General features: G+C 57.0%; 17 protein-coding genes. 11 read left to right on the forward strand and 6 right to left on the reverse strand.

What is annotated here, in order from left to right:
- The first annotated feature begins 97 nt into the window (after positions 1–97).
- The 6 genes from lptD to ACL2XP_RS21770 all read left to right on the forward strand — a co-directional run bounded on the left by lptD (position 98) and on the right by ACL2XP_RS21770 (position 6,951).
- Entirely contained in the window at positions 98–2,452 is a 2,355-nt protein-coding gene (lptD, locus tag ACL2XP_RS21745; RefSeq protein WP_413735288.1) for an LPS assembly protein LptD, read from the forward strand.
- Positions 2,453–2,518: 66 nt separating this feature from the next.
- The gene (gene surA / locus ACL2XP_RS21750) at positions 2,519–3,823 is read left to right on the forward strand and encodes a peptidylprolyl isomerase SurA (RefSeq protein ID WP_413735289.1); all 1,305 of its coding nucleotides are present in this window, start codon (positions 2,519–2,521) and stop codon (positions 3,821–3,823) included.
- A 208-nt stretch (positions 3,824–4,031) separates the two neighbouring features.
- On the forward strand, positions 4,032–4,850 hold the full coding sequence (gene rsmA, locus ACL2XP_RS21755; protein ID WP_413735290.1) for a 16S rRNA (adenine(1518)-N(6)/adenine(1519)-N(6))-dimethyltransferase RsmA: 819 nt from the start codon (positions 4,032–4,034) through the stop codon (positions 4,848–4,850).
- 14 nt (positions 4,851–4,864) lie between these two features.
- Positions 4,865–5,242, forward strand: a complete 378-nt coding sequence (apaG, locus tag ACL2XP_RS21760; RefSeq protein ID WP_413735292.1) for a Co2+/Mg2+ efflux protein ApaG — start codon at positions 4,865–4,867, stop codon at positions 5,240–5,242.
- Positions 5,243–5,245: 3 nt separating this feature from the next.
- On the forward strand, positions 5,246–6,088 hold the full coding sequence (gene apaH, locus ACL2XP_RS21765; protein ID WP_413735293.1) for a bis(5'-nucleosyl)-tetraphosphatase (symmetrical) ApaH: 843 nt from the start codon (positions 5,246–5,248) through the stop codon (positions 6,086–6,088).
- A 440-nt stretch (positions 6,089–6,528) separates the two neighbouring features.
- Positions 6,529–6,951, forward strand: a complete 423-nt coding sequence (locus ACL2XP_RS21770; protein WP_413735294.1) for a hypothetical protein — start codon at positions 6,529–6,531, stop codon at positions 6,949–6,951.
- Between the two features lie 58 nt (positions 6,952–7,009).
- On the opposite strand, the gene folA is transcribed toward ACL2XP_RS21770, so the two are convergent.
- The 3 genes from folA to ACL2XP_RS21785 form a co-directional block, all read right to left on the reverse strand.
- Positions 7,010–7,492 (reverse strand): type 3 dihydrofolate reductase, encoded by a 483-nt coding sequence (folA, locus tag ACL2XP_RS21775; protein WP_413735295.1) that lies wholly within the window; start codon positions 7,490–7,492, stop codon positions 7,010–7,012.
- 117 nt (positions 7,493–7,609) lie between these two features.
- Entirely contained in the window at positions 7,610–8,074 is a 465-nt protein-coding gene (locus ACL2XP_RS21780) for a threonine/serine exporter (RefSeq protein ID WP_413735297.1), read from the reverse strand.
- Positions 8,071–8,853: a threonine/serine exporter family protein gene (locus ACL2XP_RS21785; protein WP_413735299.1), complete on the reverse strand. Its 783-nt coding sequence runs from the start codon at positions 8,851–8,853 to the stop codon at positions 8,071–8,073. Before ACL2XP_RS21785 ends, ACL2XP_RS21780 begins: the two co-directional genes overlap by 4 nt.
- A 231-nt stretch (positions 8,854–9,084) precedes the next feature.
- Between ACL2XP_RS21785 and ACL2XP_RS21790 the strand changes: the two genes are divergently transcribed.
- Entirely contained in the window at positions 9,085–9,699 is a 615-nt protein-coding gene (locus tag ACL2XP_RS21790; RefSeq protein ID WP_413735300.1) for a LysE family transporter, read from the forward strand.
- 48 nt (positions 9,700–9,747) lie between these two features.
- On the opposite strand, the gene carB is transcribed toward ACL2XP_RS21790, so the two are convergent.
- Positions 9,748–12,975: a carbamoyl-phosphate synthase large subunit gene (gene carB, locus ACL2XP_RS21795; protein WP_413735302.1), complete on the reverse strand. Its 3,228-nt coding sequence runs from the start codon at positions 12,973–12,975 to the stop codon at positions 9,748–9,750.
- Positions 12,976–12,989: 14 nt separating this feature from the next.
- Entirely contained in the window at positions 12,990–14,138 is a 1,149-nt protein-coding gene (carA, locus tag ACL2XP_RS21800; protein ID WP_413735303.1) for a glutamine-hydrolyzing carbamoyl-phosphate synthase small subunit, read from the reverse strand.
- Between the two features lie 217 nt (positions 14,139–14,355).
- Here carA and ACL2XP_RS21805 point away from each other — a divergent pair, with 217 nt between their 5' ends.
- Complete coding sequence (locus ACL2XP_RS21805; protein WP_413735304.1) at positions 14,356–14,571, forward strand: hypothetical protein; 216 nt, start codon at positions 14,356–14,358, stop codon at positions 14,569–14,571.
- A gap of 34 nt (positions 14,572–14,605) precedes the next feature.
- Here the strand turns inward: ACL2XP_RS21805 and dapB are convergent, their stop codons facing one another.
- Positions 14,606–15,427, reverse strand: a complete 822-nt coding sequence (gene dapB / locus ACL2XP_RS21810) for a 4-hydroxy-tetrahydrodipicolinate reductase (RefSeq protein ID WP_413735305.1) — start codon at positions 15,425–15,427, stop codon at positions 14,606–14,608.
- 266 nt (positions 15,428–15,693) lie between these two features.
- Between dapB and ACL2XP_RS21815 the strand changes: the two genes are divergently transcribed.
- From ACL2XP_RS21815 to ACL2XP_RS21825, 3 genes are all read left to right on the forward strand, one after another.
- Positions 15,694–16,572, forward strand: a complete 879-nt coding sequence (locus tag ACL2XP_RS21815; RefSeq protein ID WP_413735306.1) for an SMP-30/gluconolactonase/LRE family protein — start codon at positions 15,694–15,696, stop codon at positions 16,570–16,572.
- Between the two features lie 95 nt (positions 16,573–16,667).
- On the forward strand, positions 16,668–17,039 hold the full coding sequence (locus ACL2XP_RS21820) for a DUF4258 domain-containing protein (RefSeq protein ID WP_413735307.1): 372 nt from the start codon (positions 16,668–16,670) through the stop codon (positions 17,037–17,039).
- A 13-nt stretch (positions 17,040–17,052) separates the two neighbouring features.
- Positions 17,053–17,496: a helix-turn-helix domain-containing protein gene (locus tag ACL2XP_RS21825; RefSeq protein WP_413735309.1), complete on the forward strand. Its 444-nt coding sequence runs from the start codon at positions 17,053–17,055 to the stop codon at positions 17,494–17,496.
- The last annotated feature ends 33 nt before the right edge of the window (positions 17,497–17,529 follow it).

Here is a 17,529-nt window from a genome sequence, read left to right on the forward strand (position 1 = left end):
ACGGCGGGATTTAACACTGGCGCAACTCCGGTGAGTGAGATAGTCTCTGACCGTTTGACGGCATGAAGCCCAAGATGACGGAACACCCTAAAAGCATATGAAGAAACGTTTCCCTACATTGCTGGCCAGCCTGATCTGGTCCGCGCTTTATAGTCAGCATGCGCTGGCGGATTTCGCCGATCAATGCATGCTGGGCGTGCCCGCCTATACCAAACCGCTGGTGAGCGGCGAACCGAATCAACTCCCGGTGCATATACAGGCGGATCAGGCTGCGGCCAACTACCCCGATAAAGCTGTGTTTACCGGCAATGTGGATATCGAGCAGGGCAACAGTACCCTGAACGCCAAGCAGGTGGAGCTGGACCAGCAACAGGCGGACCAGAGCGAGCCGGTACGCACCGTCACGGCCACCGGCGACGTGCATTACAACGATAACCAGATTAAATTAAACGGCCCCAAAGCCTGGTCGAACCTGAATACCAAGGATACCGACGTCTACCAGGGCGACTACCAGATGGTGGGACGCCAGGGACGCGGCGACGCCGATACCATGAAAATGCGCGGCAACAACCGCTACACGGTATTGGAAAACGGCACCTTCACTTCCTGCCTGCCCGGCGATGACAGCTGGAGCGTGCAGGGCTCCGAGGTGATTCACGACCGCGAAGAGCAGGTGGCCGAGATCTACAACGCCCGCTTTAAAATCGGCAAGGTGCCGGTATTTTACAGCCCCTACCTGCAACTGCCGGTGGGCGATAAGCGCCGTTCGGGTTTTTTGATCCCCAATGCGAAATACGGCACCAAAAGCGGCTTTGAAACATCAATACCCTATTACCTGAACCTGGCGCCCAACTATGACGCCACCCTGACGCCGCATTATATGAGCAAGCGCGGCACCCAGTTGCAAAGCGAATTCCGCTACCTCACCACCCCCGGCATGGGTCTGGTGCAGTTCGACTGGCTGCCCAGCGATTCCCAGTACGCCAAGGACGCCGGCAGCATCTATCCCAAGGACAGCAATACCGATCGCTGGATGTTGTACTGGCGCCACAACGGCGTGATGGATGACGTTTGGCGCTTTAACGTCGACTACACGCGGGTCAGCGATCCCTATTACTTCACCGATCTGACCTCGCAGTATGGCTCCACCACCGACGGCTACGCCACCCAGAAGTTCAGCGTCGGTTATTCCGATACCAACTGGGACGTTACCCTGGCCAACAAGCAGTTCCAGGTGTTTTCCAGCCAGAGCAATAACGACGTCTACCGCGCGTCGCCGCAGCTGGACGTCACCTATTACCAGAACGATGTCGGTCCGTTCGATACCCGCATCTACGGCCAGGCCGTCAAGTTCACCAACGTCAATGACGACAATCCCGAGGCCACCCGGCTGCATCTGGAGCCGACCATCAGCCTGCCGCTGGCCAACCGCTGGGGCAGCCTGAATACCGAAACCAAGGTAATGGCCACCCATTACCAGCAGGATAATCTCGACAATTACAATGAGCAGCATCCCAGCTCCCAGTTAAAAGGCACGGTCGATCGCGTGATGCCGCAGTTTAAAACCGACGGCAAGATGATTTTTGAGCGCAATACCGAGTGGCTGCAAGACTATACCCAAACGCTGGAACCGCGGCTGCAATACCTGTACGTGCCTTATCGCGATCAAAACGATATCCGCAGTTATGACTCCACGCTGCTGCAAACGGATTATTCCGGCCTGTTCCGCGATCGCAGCTACAGCGGCCTGGATCGCATCGCCTCCGCCAACCAGTTGGCGGGCGGCGTCACCACCCGGTTTTATGATGATGCGCTGATTGAACGTTTTAACGCTTCATTGGGTCAAATCTACTACTTCAGCCGTCCGCGCACCGGCGCGACGGACAGCAGCCTAGATAAAGACGCCGAAACCGGCAGCGTGGTCTGGGCCGGCGACAGCTACTGGAAGATCGATAATCAGTGGGGCGTGCGCGGCGGCGTGCAGTATGATACCCGCCTGGACAAGGTGGCGCTGGGCGATGCCGTATTGGAATACCGACGCGACGATAACCGGATGGTGCAGTTGAACTATCGTTTCGCCAGTCCGGAATATATTCAGGCGATGCTGCCGAACATCTCGCATCCCGGCTATCAGCAGGGTATTTCCCAGATCGGCACCATCGCCAGCTGGCCTATCGCCGATCGCTGGTCGATCGTCGGCGCGTATTATTATGATACCAAGGCGAGCCAACCCGCCGAACAGTTGATCGGGGTGCAGTACAATACCTGCTGCTGGGCGGCCACCGTGGGTTACGATCGGAAAATCACCAATTGGAACTATGACAACAACACCAGTAAATACGACAATGCCGTGTCGTTCAACATACAACTGCGCGGTCTGAGCAGCGACTACGGCCTCGGTACGGACAAGATGCTGGGTTCCGGCATCCTGCCTTACCAACGGGCGTTTTAAGGCTGTTTCACACCAGCGAACGTTAAACTTGAATCCGCGAAGGCGGCTGATATAAATGGAAAAGTTATGAAAAACTGGAGAACGCTTATTCTCTGCATGGCGATGTGCGCCGGTTCCGCGTTCGCAGCGCCGCAGGTGGTGGATAAGGTTGCCGCCGTGGTTGATAACAGCGTCGTGCTCGAAAGTGACGTGAACGGGCTGTTGCAATCAGTTAAGCGCAATGCCCAAGATGCAAAACAGCAGGTACCCGACGACGCGACGCTGCGCCACCAGATACTTGAACGTTTGATTATGGATAATATTATTCTGGCTATCGCCCAGCGCAATAACGTCACCGTGACGGACGAGCAGCTGACGCAATCCATCACCAATATTGCCGCGCAGAACCATATGACCCTGGATCAGTTGCGTAGCCGTCTGGCCTATGATGGCATTACCTACGATACCTATCGCAAACAGATCCGCAAGGAAATGCTGATTGCGGAAGTGCGTAATGGCGAAGTGCGCCGCCGGGTAACCATCCTGCCGCAGGAAGTGGATTCCCTGGCCCAGCAAATCGCGGCCCAAACCGGCAACGGCGCGCAATTCAACCTAAGCCATATCCTGATCCCCCTGCAGGAAAACCCAAGCCAGGAACAGGTGGATAAAGCGGAAGCCACGGCCGCCTCGCTGGTGGAGCAACTGAAAAAAGGCGCCGATTTCGGCAAGCTGGCCATCAGCTACTCGGCCGATCCGCAGGCATTGAAGGGCGGCCAAATGGGCTGGGGCAAGCTTGAAGAGTTGCCGACCATCTTCGCTGAACGGTTGCAGGGCGCGCCCAAAGGGGCGATTGTCGGCCCGATCCGCTCCGGCGTAGGGTTCCATATCCTCAAGGTTAATGATATCCGCGGCGGCGACCAGAAAGTCTCCGTTACCGAGGTGCACGCCCGGCATATCCTGCTGCGTCCGTCGGTGGTCATGACCGATCAGCAGGCCGAAGCCAAGCTCAATGAGGTATTGGCGCAGATCAAAAGCGGCAAGACCGATTTTGCCGCCGCCGCCAAGCAGCTATCGCAAGATCCCGGCTCCGCCAACCAGGGCGGCGATCTCGGCTGGGCTTCGCCCGACGCTTACGACCCGTCGTTCCAGGACGCGCTTATGCGCCTGAAAAAAGGCGAAATCAGCCAGCCGGTGCACTCTTCCTTTGGCTGGCATCTGATCCAGTTGCTTGATACCCGCCAGGTCGATCGCACCGACGCCACCAAAAAAGATCAGGCTTACCGCCTGCTGTTCAATCGCAAGTTCGCCGAAGAGTCGCAAACCTGGATGCAAGAACAGCGCGCCGCCGCCTACGTCAAGATCATGGGCGACAGCGCCCAGGATGCCCAATAAGCAACCCTGGCGCCCCTCCCCTGCAACCAGGATGGGGCGCGATTGATGGCGTATGGTACTCCCGGAGTAAGGCTCGGGTCGCGGGTTTAGTTTTTTCGTTCCTCTGTCGATCGCGCCACCGCGCCTGAACCGGTCGGTAACGGACCGGCGGAGGCTGACAGTATCCAAACGGCGCCGAATCTCGCCATAAAAATGATAAATAATTGTAATGAGTAAACTTGTGCATCAGGGCCATCTGGCCCGCAAACGTTTTGGTCAGAATTTTCTACACGACGATAATATTATCGACTCGATTGTTTCGGCTATTCATCCGCTGCCGGATCAGGCGATAGTCGAGATCGGCCCCGGCCTCGGCGCCTTGACCGAACCGGTTGCCGAGCGTATCGATCGTATGACGGTGATTGAACTGGACCGTGATTTGGCCGCGCGCCTGGCGACGCATCCCTTCCTGCAATCGAAGCTGACCATTTTGCAGCAAGATGCCATGACGGTGGATTTTGCCGCGATGTCGCGGCAACTGGGCCAGCCGCTGCGGGTGTTCGGCAACCTGCCCTATAATATTTCCACGCCGCTGATGTTTCACCTTTTCAGCTATACTCAGGCCATTCGCGATATGCATTTTATGTTGCAAAAAGAGGTGGTCAATCGGCTGGTGGCGGGGCCGGACAGCAAGGCTTACGGCCGCCTGAGCGTGATGGCGCAGTATTACTGCCAGATCATCCCCGTGCTGGAGGTGCCGCCCACCTCCTTTCGGCCCGCGCCGAAAGTGGACTCGGCGGTGGTTCGTCTGGTACCGTACGCCGAACTGCCTTACCCGGTCAGCGACCTGGGGGTTTTGGCGCGCATTACCAGCCAGGCGTTTAATCAGCGCAGAAAAACCGTGCGCAATAGCCTGGGCAATCTGTTTACGGTGGAACAGCTCAAAGATCTGGGTATCGATCCGATTATGCGCGCCGAGAACATCTCCGTGGCCCAATATTGCCATTTGGCGAACTGGCTGGCGGAGCATCCTTCGCAACAGGATTAACAGGAGCAGCTGTAATGATTAATTCGCCTCGTGTTTGTGTGCAGGTCCAAAGTATGTATGTCGAGACGCAATCCTTCCCGGAACAGGAGCGCTATGTCTTTGCTTATACTATTACCGTGCGTAATCTCGGGCGACATAACGTGCAGCTGGTCGGACGTTATTGGCTGATAACCAATGCCAACGGCAAGGAAACCCAGGTGCAGGGGGAAGGCGTAGTGGGTGAACAGCCGCTTATCCTGCCCGGCAACGAGTTTCAATATACCAGCGGGGCCATTCTTGAAACGCCACTTGGCACGATGGAAGGCCACTACGAAATGCTGGATCATCAGGGGCAGTCGTTCCGAATTGCCATTCCCGTCTTTCGCTTAGCGATTCCAACTCTTATACATTAAATTATGTCGACATATTTGATCGGAGATATCCACGGCTGCTACGACGAGCTTACCTCGCTATTGTCGCAAGCGGACTTCAACCCCGCGGTGGATATCCTTTGGCTTACCGGCGATTTGGTCGCCCGTGGGCCGGCCTCCCTTGAAGTCCTGCGTTTTGTGCGCGAACTGGGGGATTGCGTGCGTTTGGTGCTGGGCAATCATGATTTGCACCTGCTGGCGGTATACGCCGGCATCAGCCACAATAAGCCGAAAGATCGCATCACCCAGTTACTGGAAGCGCCCGATGCCGACCAGTTGATCAATTGGCTGCGCCGCCAGCCGATGCTGCAGGTTGACGAAGAGAAACGGCTGGTCATGGCCCATGCGGGTATTACCCCGCAGTGGGATATCGATGCCGCCCGGGTCTGCGCCCGGGAAGTTGAAGCCATGCTGTCCAGCGACAGCTACCCCCTATTGCTTGACGCCATGTATGGCGATATGCCCAATAATTGGTCGCCGGAGCTGAGCGGCCTGGCCAGGCTGCGCTTTAGCACCAATGCGTTAACCCGCATGCGCTACTGCTTCCCCAACGGCCAGCTGGATATGATCAGCAAAGATGCGCCGGGCAGCGCTCCTGCCCCGCTGCGCCCCTGGTTTTTAATCCCGGGTCCGGTGGCGCAAGACTACAGTATTGTTTTCGGCCACTGGGCTTCGCTGGAAGGGAAAGGCACGCCGGAAGGCATTTATGCCCTGGATACCGGCTGCTGCTGGGGCGGCGAATTGACCATGCTGCGTTGGGAAGATAAACGCTATTTCCGTCAACCCTCCAATCGCAAAGATGAAAGCGGGATTGAGGTCATGAACTGACCGCGGCGCAACCGCGCGCTCCTCGTTAATTCCCCGTTGTGTCTGTTCACCCCGCCGCGGCGTTATACGCTTCGGCGGGGCAATATCGCCCAAGCCGGTAAGGCAATAGATGGCATAATAAGTATCCTTACACGGGTGCGGGCCGCAGGAATATATCTTATATTAATCCCCTCAGAATATTGACTAGCCGTCCATGTGTAAAGCTATTTAATATAATGAAGCACAATTAAATTATAATAACTTCTCACAAAAGGATATGTTTGATGCCTATTACTGCGCTAGGTGATGTAAAACAAATACAGCCTGTGCTTTCATTTTCCGGCCAGATGACGTCCCGCGTTGTCAATGCGTTTAAACGGGTACGCAGCTGTGAAGATAAGCTAACTAATAATATTAGCAATAAATATCCACAACCCCCGACTGGCCCGGCCACGCTCGATATGACAATGATTAACCGGGAAATTCTGAAACAGTGCAGCGCGCTAAGCACGCTAACGCCATTAATCGATTATATCAATAACCTTAAATCGCCCATTAACCTTGAGGTCATTGAATATCTTAACGCAGAACGTAACCTGCAGGACAAGGAAGAAAAACATAATTTCTTAAGGACGCTGACCACCGATTTGTATAAATTAAGCCAGCTCCCCGCCGTTGATACCCGCCACCGGCAATTAGCGCATAAAATATTAACCACCCCGATCTGCGGCCTGGCATTTCAGCAATATGGCAATATTGACCAGCCGGCGCTTGGCGCTATTTTCGCCGATACCGCAAACCATCGGCTTATTACCGACGAGATGCTGGCGCTGCTTGGCGGGCTGCAACAAGACTGGACGCTGGGCGGGGATAGCGGGCAATAAATTACGCGGCGCAAAGCGGGACCAAAAAAACGGGCGCGCGGCACGCGCGCCCTGGCCGTTAACGGCGATCGAGAATTTCGAAACAGAAGCTATGGCTGTTTTTTTCGTCCGCATCGTGGAATTCGCTAAAGGTCGACTGCCATTGATCCGGTTCGTAATCCGGGAAAAAGGTATCGCCGTCGATTTCCGCATCGATATGGGTCAGGTAAAGCCGGCCTGCGCGGGGCAAAAACTCCTGATATACCGCGCCGCCGCCAATGATCATCAGTTCTTCCACCTCGCCGGCGCTTGCCAGCGCCTCGGCCGGCGTGCTCGCCCAGATCACCCGATCGTCATTGCCCGGATGGCGGCTCAGCACGATATTCTGCCGTCCGGGCAAAGGCTGGCCGAGTGACTCATAGGTTCGGCGTCCCATGATGACGGGCTTATTCAGAGTATTGCGTTTAAACCATGCCAGGTCGGCGGGCAGATGCCATGGCATGGCATTCTCAAGGCCAATCACGCGATCAACGGCCAGCGCGGCAATCAGACTAATAATCATATAGACTCTTGAAGGCTTTAAAATTGCTGCCACTATACGGAAACTGCCCGCACCCGTCGATAGCGGTCGGCGACGCCCATCACAAAATAAGAAAGCGCCTAGCACACTGACCGGAGGTCAGACGCCGGGACGCTTGCGATAAAGCCACAATCCGGGCAGCGACAGGCCGATGGACAACGCGCCGACGATAAAACCGGCTTTCAGGAATTGCGTGACGAGAATCGACATCAGCCTTTCGCTGTATCCCAAATGGGAGATTTCCACCGCCGCCACCATCGCGCTATAGGCCGAAATGCCTGGGAACATGGGGATCACGGCCGCGACGGTAAACACTTTGGGGTGCGCCAACAGCCAGCGCGACCAATGTATGCCGATCACGCCAATCAATATCGACGCCAGCAGCGAAGCCCATTCGATATTCATCCCATAATGGATCAGCAGCATGCGCGAACCGTGGCCGATGGCCCCCAGCAAGGCACAGTAGCGCAACGCTTTGACCGGTACATTAAATACCATGGCAAAACCCAGCGCCGGCACCGCGGCCAACAGCATATCTTCCAATAACGCCAGCAGCAGACTCATGACCAACCCCGAAAATCCCACACCGCCATCGCCAGGACAATGCCGATACAAATCGACAGCGTCAGCAGGCTGGCCATGGCCCAGCGCGCCAGGCCGGTATTCACATGTCCCTTGAACATATCCGCCACCGCGTTAATCAATGGGAAACCGGGCACCAGCAACAGCACGCTGGCCGGCATAGCCACCAGCGACGCGCCCGAGAACGCCGGCAGCCGCATCAATAGCCCCGACGCCGAGGTGGCGACAAAAGCGGTGATACAAAAATTGATTAATGGGTTCATCTGCCGCGAGGTCAGTACTTGGCGCACATACATGGCCAAGCCGCTGGCGAAAAGCGTAATCACAAACGCATCCCAGCCGCCGCCGTTCAGCCGGCTGAAACACCCGCAGGATAACCCCACGATGGCCACCATCAGCCAGCGCGGATAACGCAGCGGCTTGATGTTGGCCAGGCGTTTGGCCACATCATTCACATCCAGCAACTTGTGCTCGGTCATAATGACGATATGCTGCACCTGGGTCACCACGTGCATATTGATGCCGCGGTCATTATTTTTACGGGTGGAGGTCAGGCAAAAATCATCGATAATGGTGGTAAGCACCACGGCGTTGGCCGAAATGGAGCTTTCAACGCGCTCCACGCCCAAAGCGCGGCCCAGACGCGACGATAATTGTTCCACCAGCATGCTTTCCGCGCCATGCTGTAGCAATAACAGCGCGCACTCGATACATAACCGGGTAATGACCCGCTGTTGATCCTGCGAAATAGCCCTACCCATCGGCCCGCACCTTGCCCATACCGCTCACCAATACTCCCACCATTAATAGACGTTGATTTCTTAACACGTAACAAAAAGCGCGGCAAGCCATAATTGGCCTGGCTCACAAATAGTCCCGCCGGTGGGTTACGCTCGGGTTTGACTACATGAGATGATGAATCCCGGTAGCGTGTATATTCATCCCGCCGGGGTTATTATGCAGGGCTATCCGTCAGATTAATGAGAGTGGTTATGCTTGAAACCTCGCTATTTGTTGCCTCCATCGCCACGCTGGGCATGATTTCCCCCGGGCCGGATTTCTTTTTGGTGATAAAAAACGCCGCCCGCTACCGGCGCAAAGCCGCCATGATGACTTCGCTGGGCGTAGTATGCGGCGTGGCAACTCATATGTCTTACTGCGTAGCCGGACTGGCGGTGGTGATCACCACTACCCCCTGGCTGTTTAATATTCTTAAATACGCCGGCGCGGGCTATCTTATCTGGATCGGCGGACAGGCACTGCTGTCCCGCGGCGCGGGTAAAATGGCGCTCGGTAATATCGCGCGGCAACAGGTGAGCCTGAAAAAAGCCTTCCTGCAGGGTTATTTGAATAATTTACTCAACCCCAAGGCGACGCTATTTTTCCTGGCGGTGTTCACCCAGGTGTTGCAAATCCAGTCGGGGTTTGGCGAGAAGCTCTGGTACGCCGGTATTATCTGGCTGCTGGCGGTTGTCTGGTGGCCGCTGCTGGTGGTGCTGATCCAAAGCGGGCCGGTGCGTCGCGGACTGGCCAAAACGCAAAAGTTGGTGGATAAGCTGCTGGGCGGGGTGCTGATTGCCCTGGGAATCAAAGTGGCGCTGGGCTGATGACCCGGGGCGCAGCGGGGTTACCCGCGGCGACCCGGCCGGAGAGGGCTACAGCCCGGTTAATAGCTGATGCATTTCCTGCACTGAGATTACCCGTTCGGTGGGGTCGGAACTCAGCGACATGGCGGTGGCGAATCCCCCGTTCATGGTGGTGTCGTAATGCACTTTATATTGCAGCGCGCTGCGGCGAATCAGCTTGGAGTCCGCGATGGCCTGCCGGCCGGCGGTGGTATTGACGATATAGCTGTATTCGCCGTTTTTAATCCGATCCTGGATATGCGGGCGCCCTTCATGCACCTTATTGACCAGCCTCGGGTTGATGCCCGCTTCGCCCAACACCACCGCGGTGCCGTGGGTGGCGTCCAGCTCAAACCCCTGCTTGAGTAATTTGACCGCCAGATCCACGACCCGGCCTTTATCCCCCCGGCGCACCGATAACAGCGCCCGGCCGGATTTCTTCATATTGGACTGGCTGCCCAGCATGGCCTTGGCAAAGGCTTCGGCAAAGGTGCGGCCGACGCCCATCACTTCACCGGTGGAGCGCATTTCCGGCCCGAGAATCGGGTCCACGCCCTGGAATTTATTAAACGGCAGCACGACTTCCTTCACCGAGTAATAAGGCGGGATCACCTCTTTGGTAACCCCTTGCGCAGCCAGGGATTGCCCGACCATGACCCTGGCCGCTACTTTCGCCAGGGGCACGCCGGTGGCCTTGGAAACAAACGGCACCGTACGCGCGGCGCGCGGGTTGACCTCAATCAGATAGACTTCGTTGGCCTTCACCGCGAACTGCACGTTCATCAGGCCGCGCACCCGCAGTTCAAACGCCAGCTTTTCCACCTGCCGGCGCATCACATCCTGTATTTCCTGGCTCAGGGTATAGGCCGGCAGCGAACAGGCCGAGTCGCCGGAGTGCACGCCCGCCTGCTCGATATGTTCCATGATGCCGCCAATCAATACCTGTTCGCCATCGCAAATGGCGTCCACATCCACTTCCACCGCATCGTCCAGGAAGCGGTCGAGCAGCACCGGCGCGTCGTTGGACACGCTGACCGCGGTCTGGAAGTAGCGCAGCAGGTCCACGTCGTCATTGACGATTTCCATGGCCCGCCCGCCCAGTACGTAGGAAGGACGCACCACCAGCGGATAACCGATAGTGGCGGCTTTCTCCACCGCCTGGTCGATGGTGGTCACCGTGGCGTTGGCCGGCTGCTTCAGCCCCAGGCGCTCTACCGCCTGCTGGAAGCGCTCGCGGTCTTCGGCGCGGTCGATGGAGTCGGGGCTGGTGCCGATAATCGGCACGCCCGCCGCTTCCAGTTCGCGCGCCAGCTTCAGCGGGGTCTGGCCGCCGTACTGCACGATAACGCCCTTGGGCTGCTCGATACGTACGATTTCCAGCACGTCTTCCAGCGTCACCGGTTCAAAATAAAGCCGGTCGGAGGTGTCGTAATCGGTGGATACCGTTTCCGGGTTGCAGTTGACCATAATGGTTTCGTACCCGTCTTCCCGCAGCGCCAGCGAAGCGTGCACGCAGCAGTAGTCGAATTCTATTCCCTGGCCGATACGGTTGGGTCCGCCGCCCAGCACCATGATTTTTTCACGATCCCGGGTCGGGTTGGACTCGCACTCATCATCGTAGGTGGAGTACATATACGCGGTGTCGGTGGCGAACTCCGCGGCGCAGGTATCCACCCGCTTATAGACCGGGTGGAGGTTATACTCTTCGCGCAGCTTGCGGATTTCCCCTTCCGATACGCCGGCGAGGGTTGCCAGGCGGGCGTCGGCAAAGCCCTTGCGTTTGAGCTGGCGCAAAAAATCCGCATCCAGGGAGCTCACGCCCCGCTCCGCCACCACATTTTCCAACGTGACCAGCTCTTCGATTTGCACCAGGAACCAGCGATCGATATTGGTCAGATTAAACACGCCGTCCACGGAGAGCCCGGCGCGGAACGCATCGGCGATATACCAGATGCGGTCGCAGCCGGCGTCTTTCAGTTCGCGGCGAATCTTGGTCAGCGCTTCCGGATCGTCCTGGCTGACCTTCGGGTCAAAACCGGTCACGCCCACTTCCAGCCCGCGCAGGGCTTTTTGCAGCGACTCCTGCTGCGTGCGGCCGATGGCCATCACTTCACCCACGGATTTCATCTGGGTGGTCAGGCGATCGTTGGCGCCGGCGAATTTCTCGAAGTTAAAGCGCGGTATTTTAGTGACCACATAATCGATGGACGGCTCAAACGATGCCGGCGTACGCCCGCCGGTGATATCGTTCATCAGTTCGTCGAGGGTATAGCCCACCGCCAGCTTGGCGGCCACCTTGGCGATGGGGAACCCCGTGGCCTTGGACGCCAGGGCCGAAGAACGGGACACCCGCGGATTCATTTCAATGATGATCAGCCGGCCGTTTTTCGGGTTAACCGAAAATTGCACATTGGAGCCGCCGGTTTCCACGCCGATTTCACGCAGCACCGCCATCGAGGCGTTACGCATGATTTGATATTCTTTGTCGGTCAGGGTTTGCGCCGGCGCCACGGTAATGGAGTCGCCGGTATGGATACCCATGGCATCGATATTTTCAATGGAGCAAACGATGATGCAGTTATCGTTTTTATCGCGCACCACCTCCATTTCATACTCTTTCCAACCGATCAGCGACTCATCGATCAGCAGCTCGGTGGTGGGGGAAAGATCGAGGCCGCGCTCGCAGATCTCTTCGAATTCTTCCCGATTATAGGCAATGCCGCCGCCCGAGCCGCCCATGGTAAACGACGGGCGGATAATGCAGGGGAACCCCACGTCCGCCGCCACGGCCAGCGCTTCTTCCATATTATGGGCAAAGCCGGAGCGGGCGGTCTCCAGACCGATTTTTTTCATCGCCTTGTCAAAACGCTGCCGGTCTTCCGCTTTGTCGATCGCATCGGCGGTGGCGCCGATCATGGTGACGCCGAATTCGGCCAGCACCCCTTCGCGCTCCAGTTCCAGCGCGCAGTTCAGCGCCGTCTGCCCGCCCATGGTGGGCAGGATGGCGTCGGGCCGCTCTTTTTCGATGATTTTGCGCACCACTTCCCAATGGATGGGTTCGATATAAGTGGCGTCAGCCATATCCGGATCGGTCATGATGGTGGCGGGGTTGGAGTTTACCAGCACCACCCGGTAACCCTCCTCGCGCAGGGCCTTGCACGCCTGCGCGCCGGAGTAATCGAATTCACAGGCCTGACCGATGACGATCGGACCGGCGCCCAGGATCAGGATACTGCTTATATCTGTACGTTTTGGCATTGCTTTGCTCCTGATTATTTGGCCTGAGAACGATAAGTCTGGATCAACTCGATAAAATGGTCGAACAGCGGTCCGGCATCATGGGGGCCGGGACTGGCTTCAGGATGGCCCTGGAAACAGAACGCCGGTTTGTCGGTACGGTGCAGGCCTTGCAGCGTGCCGTCAAACAATGAGGTGTGCGTTACGCGCAAATTGGCGGGCAGCGTGGTTTCGTCCACCGCGAAGCCATGGTTCTGGGCGGTAATCATCACCCGGCCGGCATCCAGATCTTTTACCGGATGGTTGCCGCCGTGGTGGCCGAATTTCATTTTGATGGTTTTGGCCCCGCTGGCCAGGGCCAGCAGTTGGTGCCCCAGGCAAATGCCGAATATCGGCGTTTCGGTTTGCAAAAAGGATTGAATGGCGGCGATGGCATAATCGCACGGTTCCGGGTCGCCGGGGCCGTTTGCCAGGAAGATGCCGTCGGGGTCCATGGCCAATACCACGTCGGCGGGCGTCTGCGCCGGCACGACCGTCAGCCGGCAGCCGCGATCCACCAGCATGCGCATGATGTTGCGTTTGATGCCGAAATCGTAGGCCACCACGTGATAGGGCAGCGTGTGCGCGGCCGCCGGGACGGGCAGGCCCGCGCCCAGCTGCCAGCTGCCCTGGGTCCAGCCGTATTGCTCGGCGGTGCTGACTTCCTTGGCCAGGTCCATGCCCTTAAGGCCGGGGAATTCGCGCGCTTTTTGCAGGGCCAGCGCGGCATCCGGCGCGTCGCCGGCGATGATGCAGCCGTTTTGCGCGCCTTTTTCCCGCAGCAGGCGGGTCAGCTTGCGGGTATCGATATCGGCGATGCCGACGACGTTATTGTGTTTGAGATAGTCGGACAACGTCCCGGTGCTGCGAAAGTTGCTGGCGATAAGGGGTAAATCGCGAATGACCAGCCCCTGGGCCTGGATGCGGGATGATTCTGCGTCTGCTTCGTTGGTGCCGACATTGCCGATATGGGGATAAGTGAGAGTGACGATTTGGCGGGAATAGGAGGGATCGGTGAGGATTTCTTGATAACCGGTCATCGATGTATTGAAGACCACTTCCCCCACTGCCGTTCCCTCCGCCCCGATGGCCCGACCGTGGAATTGGGTTCCGTCTTCCAGAACCAATAGCGCTGACTTTATCAAAACACCCTCCAAGGAATATTCAGTCATTGTATTTGCATATTAATTCAGATTTAGCGATCTTAATCAATGCAAAAAACACCTTCAAGGTAGATTTTCGGCAAATTGGGCGCATTTTAATGATGAGGCGGCCGCTTGTCCACCCCAGGGTGATATTTTTTGCCAAATAATAGCATTTAAGCCATTTTCCCGCGATGAGGGCCGCAAAAGGCGGTAATTTATGGCCCGGGTAATCGGTTGCCTGGTAGGATTATTGTTAAAAATGAAAAACGGAGTGTCCAAAACCACCATGACCGGAATAAAGAGCCATATTGATGCCGTTTGGATGAGAAAATGGCCATTTATCATCGTCTGGAAAAACTATTCCATCAAAACGCTTATTTTACCAAAAAAACGCAGGGGCAATAAAATAATTACCCCCCAATCAAAACGTTAAGATTGAAATTACCACATCACGATGGTTCGGTACTTTATAAATTTGCTAAACCCAGCACATTTCCCATATCAAAAAGCCCTGATTCACGGCCTTTAAGCCAAACCGCCGCCCGAACCGCGCCGTTGGCAAATGTCATGCGGCTTGACGCTTTATGGGAAATCTCTACCCGCTCGCCGACATCCGCGAACATGGCGGTATGTTCGCCTACGATATCCCCGGCTCGCACGGAGGCGAAGCCGATGGTATGGGGCTTGCGTTCGCCGGTATGGCCTTCGCGGCTATAGACGGCGCAATCTTTCAGGTCGCGTCCCAACGCCCCGGCGATAGCCTCGCCCATGGCCAGGGCCGTTCCCGAAGGCGCATCTACTTTATGCCGGTGATGGGCTTCGATAATTTCGATGTCGCAATAGTCGCCCATCACCTCGGCCGTCTTTTCCAGCAGCCTAAGCATTACATTGACGCCAACGCTGAAATTAGCGGCGAAAACAATGCCTATGAGCTGGGCAGCCTGTTGAATCCTGGCTTTTTGCGCCTCATCAAAGCCGGTAGTGCCGATAATCATTCCCTTGCCCAGTTCCTGGCAAAAAGCCAGATGCGCCAGGGTGCCTTCCGGACGGGTGAAATCGATGAAGATATCAAAATCGTCTTTTATGGCTTCCAGGCTGTCGCTGACCAGGATACCGGTGGTCCCGATGCCGGCCAGCTCACCGGCATCCGCGCCGATAAGGCTTGAACCGGCGCGTTCCAGCGCCGCGCCCAGACAGGCCTGCCCCGACTGCTGCACCGCCTGGATTAATTGACGGCCCATGCGGCCCCCCGCGCCGGCGATGGCGATGCGGATTGGTGTTATGCTCATACATACTCTCTGATAGTTGGTCTGATAAACTCAGTTCAGGGTAACCGCCGCCCCGGATTGCCGCCAGCAGATTTGCCCGGAAATTAGAATTATAGGGCGCAGGCGGGTTGATATCAGTAACGGCAATTTACCCGGCGCGGCTGATTGACCCGGCAGGGAAAATGAATGTTTATTCATCTGCATGCATTTAACTTTCGGCGCTAACCGTCCATGCGGACAGGCTATACTCAAACCCTACAGCCGATAATCGCGTCAGCGGAGTCAGGATGAATCATTTTTTTACTTCCCCGGTCCACGCCATAGGGGATTACCGCGCGGCCCTGGGGGAAACGCCGGTCTGGTGCAGCCGCAGCCAATCGCTGCTGTGGGTTGATATCCTGCGGCATCGCCTGTTGCGTTACTGGCCCGGTCGGCGGCATATCGAGCAGCGCCGGTTGGATTGCCTGTTCAGCGGGGTACTGCTGACCGAACGGGAGGAACTGTTTCTGGTGGTGGCGCAGCAAGGCATCCAGCTTTATCAGTATGGCGGGGATAGCGCCGCCCTTGAGAGGGTGTGCCCCTACCCCGCCGACGCCGCCGGAACCCGACCCAACGAGACCGCCATCGCCCCCGACGGGTCGCTGTGGTTCAGCACCATGGACCTGGCGGAACAGCGCCCTATCGGCGGCTGGTATCGTTATGCCGCCGGCGACGCCGGGCCGCGCAAAATGATGGGCAATGCGACCATTCCCAATACCCTGGCATGGTATGGCGATACCGTATGGTTTGCCGACAGCGCAGAAAAAAGGTTTTATGCCAGCGACGCCGCCGCCATAAACCCCCATCGCCTGCGGGTGTTCGACGCCGATGGCCTGACGCCCGACGGCTCGGCGTTGACCTCGGCCGGGGAGCTCATTAATGCGCGCTTCGGTCACGCCTGCGCGAGCCGCTACGCTATCGGCGATGGTGGTCTCACCTTGCTCGAAAATTTACCGTTGCCGGTGCGCCAGCCCAGCTGCTGCGCCTTCGGCGGTCCAGCACGCAATGAACTATTCATCACCAGCGCCAGCAAAAACCTCGATTCGCCCGGTGAAATCGACGGCGCCTTGCTGCATGTGGAAACCCGCGCCACCGGCGCGCCGGAGCACCGGTTCAGGCTGGAATAATCCAGCCCGGGGGAATAACCGGCACGACTTCGCCGGGCGTCCGCCACAGCGCGGTACTGTAAAAGAGGTTGCTTTTTTCGGAGAGACCTATCAAAATGACAGCTGTCAAATTGATAGGTGATAAAATGGACTTTAAAACACCTTTGACGGTTAAGGAGTTTCCCCTTAGCCAAGGTTCCGCCCGGAAAATCATCAATAACCTGGCAAGCAACCATACGGGACGGATACTGCTTAGCGCGCATGCGAAACAACGCATGCTTGAACGGCGAGTCACACTCAGGCAAATCTTAAACGTGCTGGGCCATGTCAGAAGCAGGTTTACCGAGCTCCCGCATCGAACCCCCGCCGGGGACTGGAAGTGCAATTTGCAGGGCATGGCGGCCGGGGAGTTGATTGAAGTCGTGGTGGTGCTTAAGCGGTTTGAAACAGATCCATCGGCGTTTGTGATTACGGTAATGGTTAATTAACGAGGTGCAAATCATGTATCACTATACGGAAAGTGGCTTGACCACGGTCTGGCTGACCAACGGCTATAACAGCCAAATCCTCGAAGGCGAAACCTATACCAGCATCGAAGACGCCGGCGGCCTGCATCATCTTATCGCCAAGACCCTGGTCAACCGCCGCAGCCCGCTCGATGCCGAAGAAATCCGCTTCCTGCGCATCGAAATGAACATGTCGCAAAAAGCGCTGGCCGAATTGATGGGCGTTGACGTACAAACCCTGGCCCGCTGGGAAAAAGGCCAAAGCAGCCTCCCGCGAACCGCCGATGTGGCGCTGCGGGCGCTGTACACCGAGTCCTGCGATGAAGAAAGCCATATCGGCCTTCTCATGCGCATGCTCGCCGACGCGGAAATTAATCAATCAATGGAAAAATTGGTTTTCGAAGAGCGGGATCGTACCTGGCAGCAAATCGCGGGGTAACCCTACTCTATACGCCCCCAAGCCCCATGCGTA

The organism is Sodalis sp. RH21, assembly GCF_047324175.1.
In the GTDB taxonomy this organism is placed as follows: Bacteria; Pseudomonadota; Gammaproteobacteria; order Enterobacterales; family Enterobacteriaceae; genus Acerihabitans.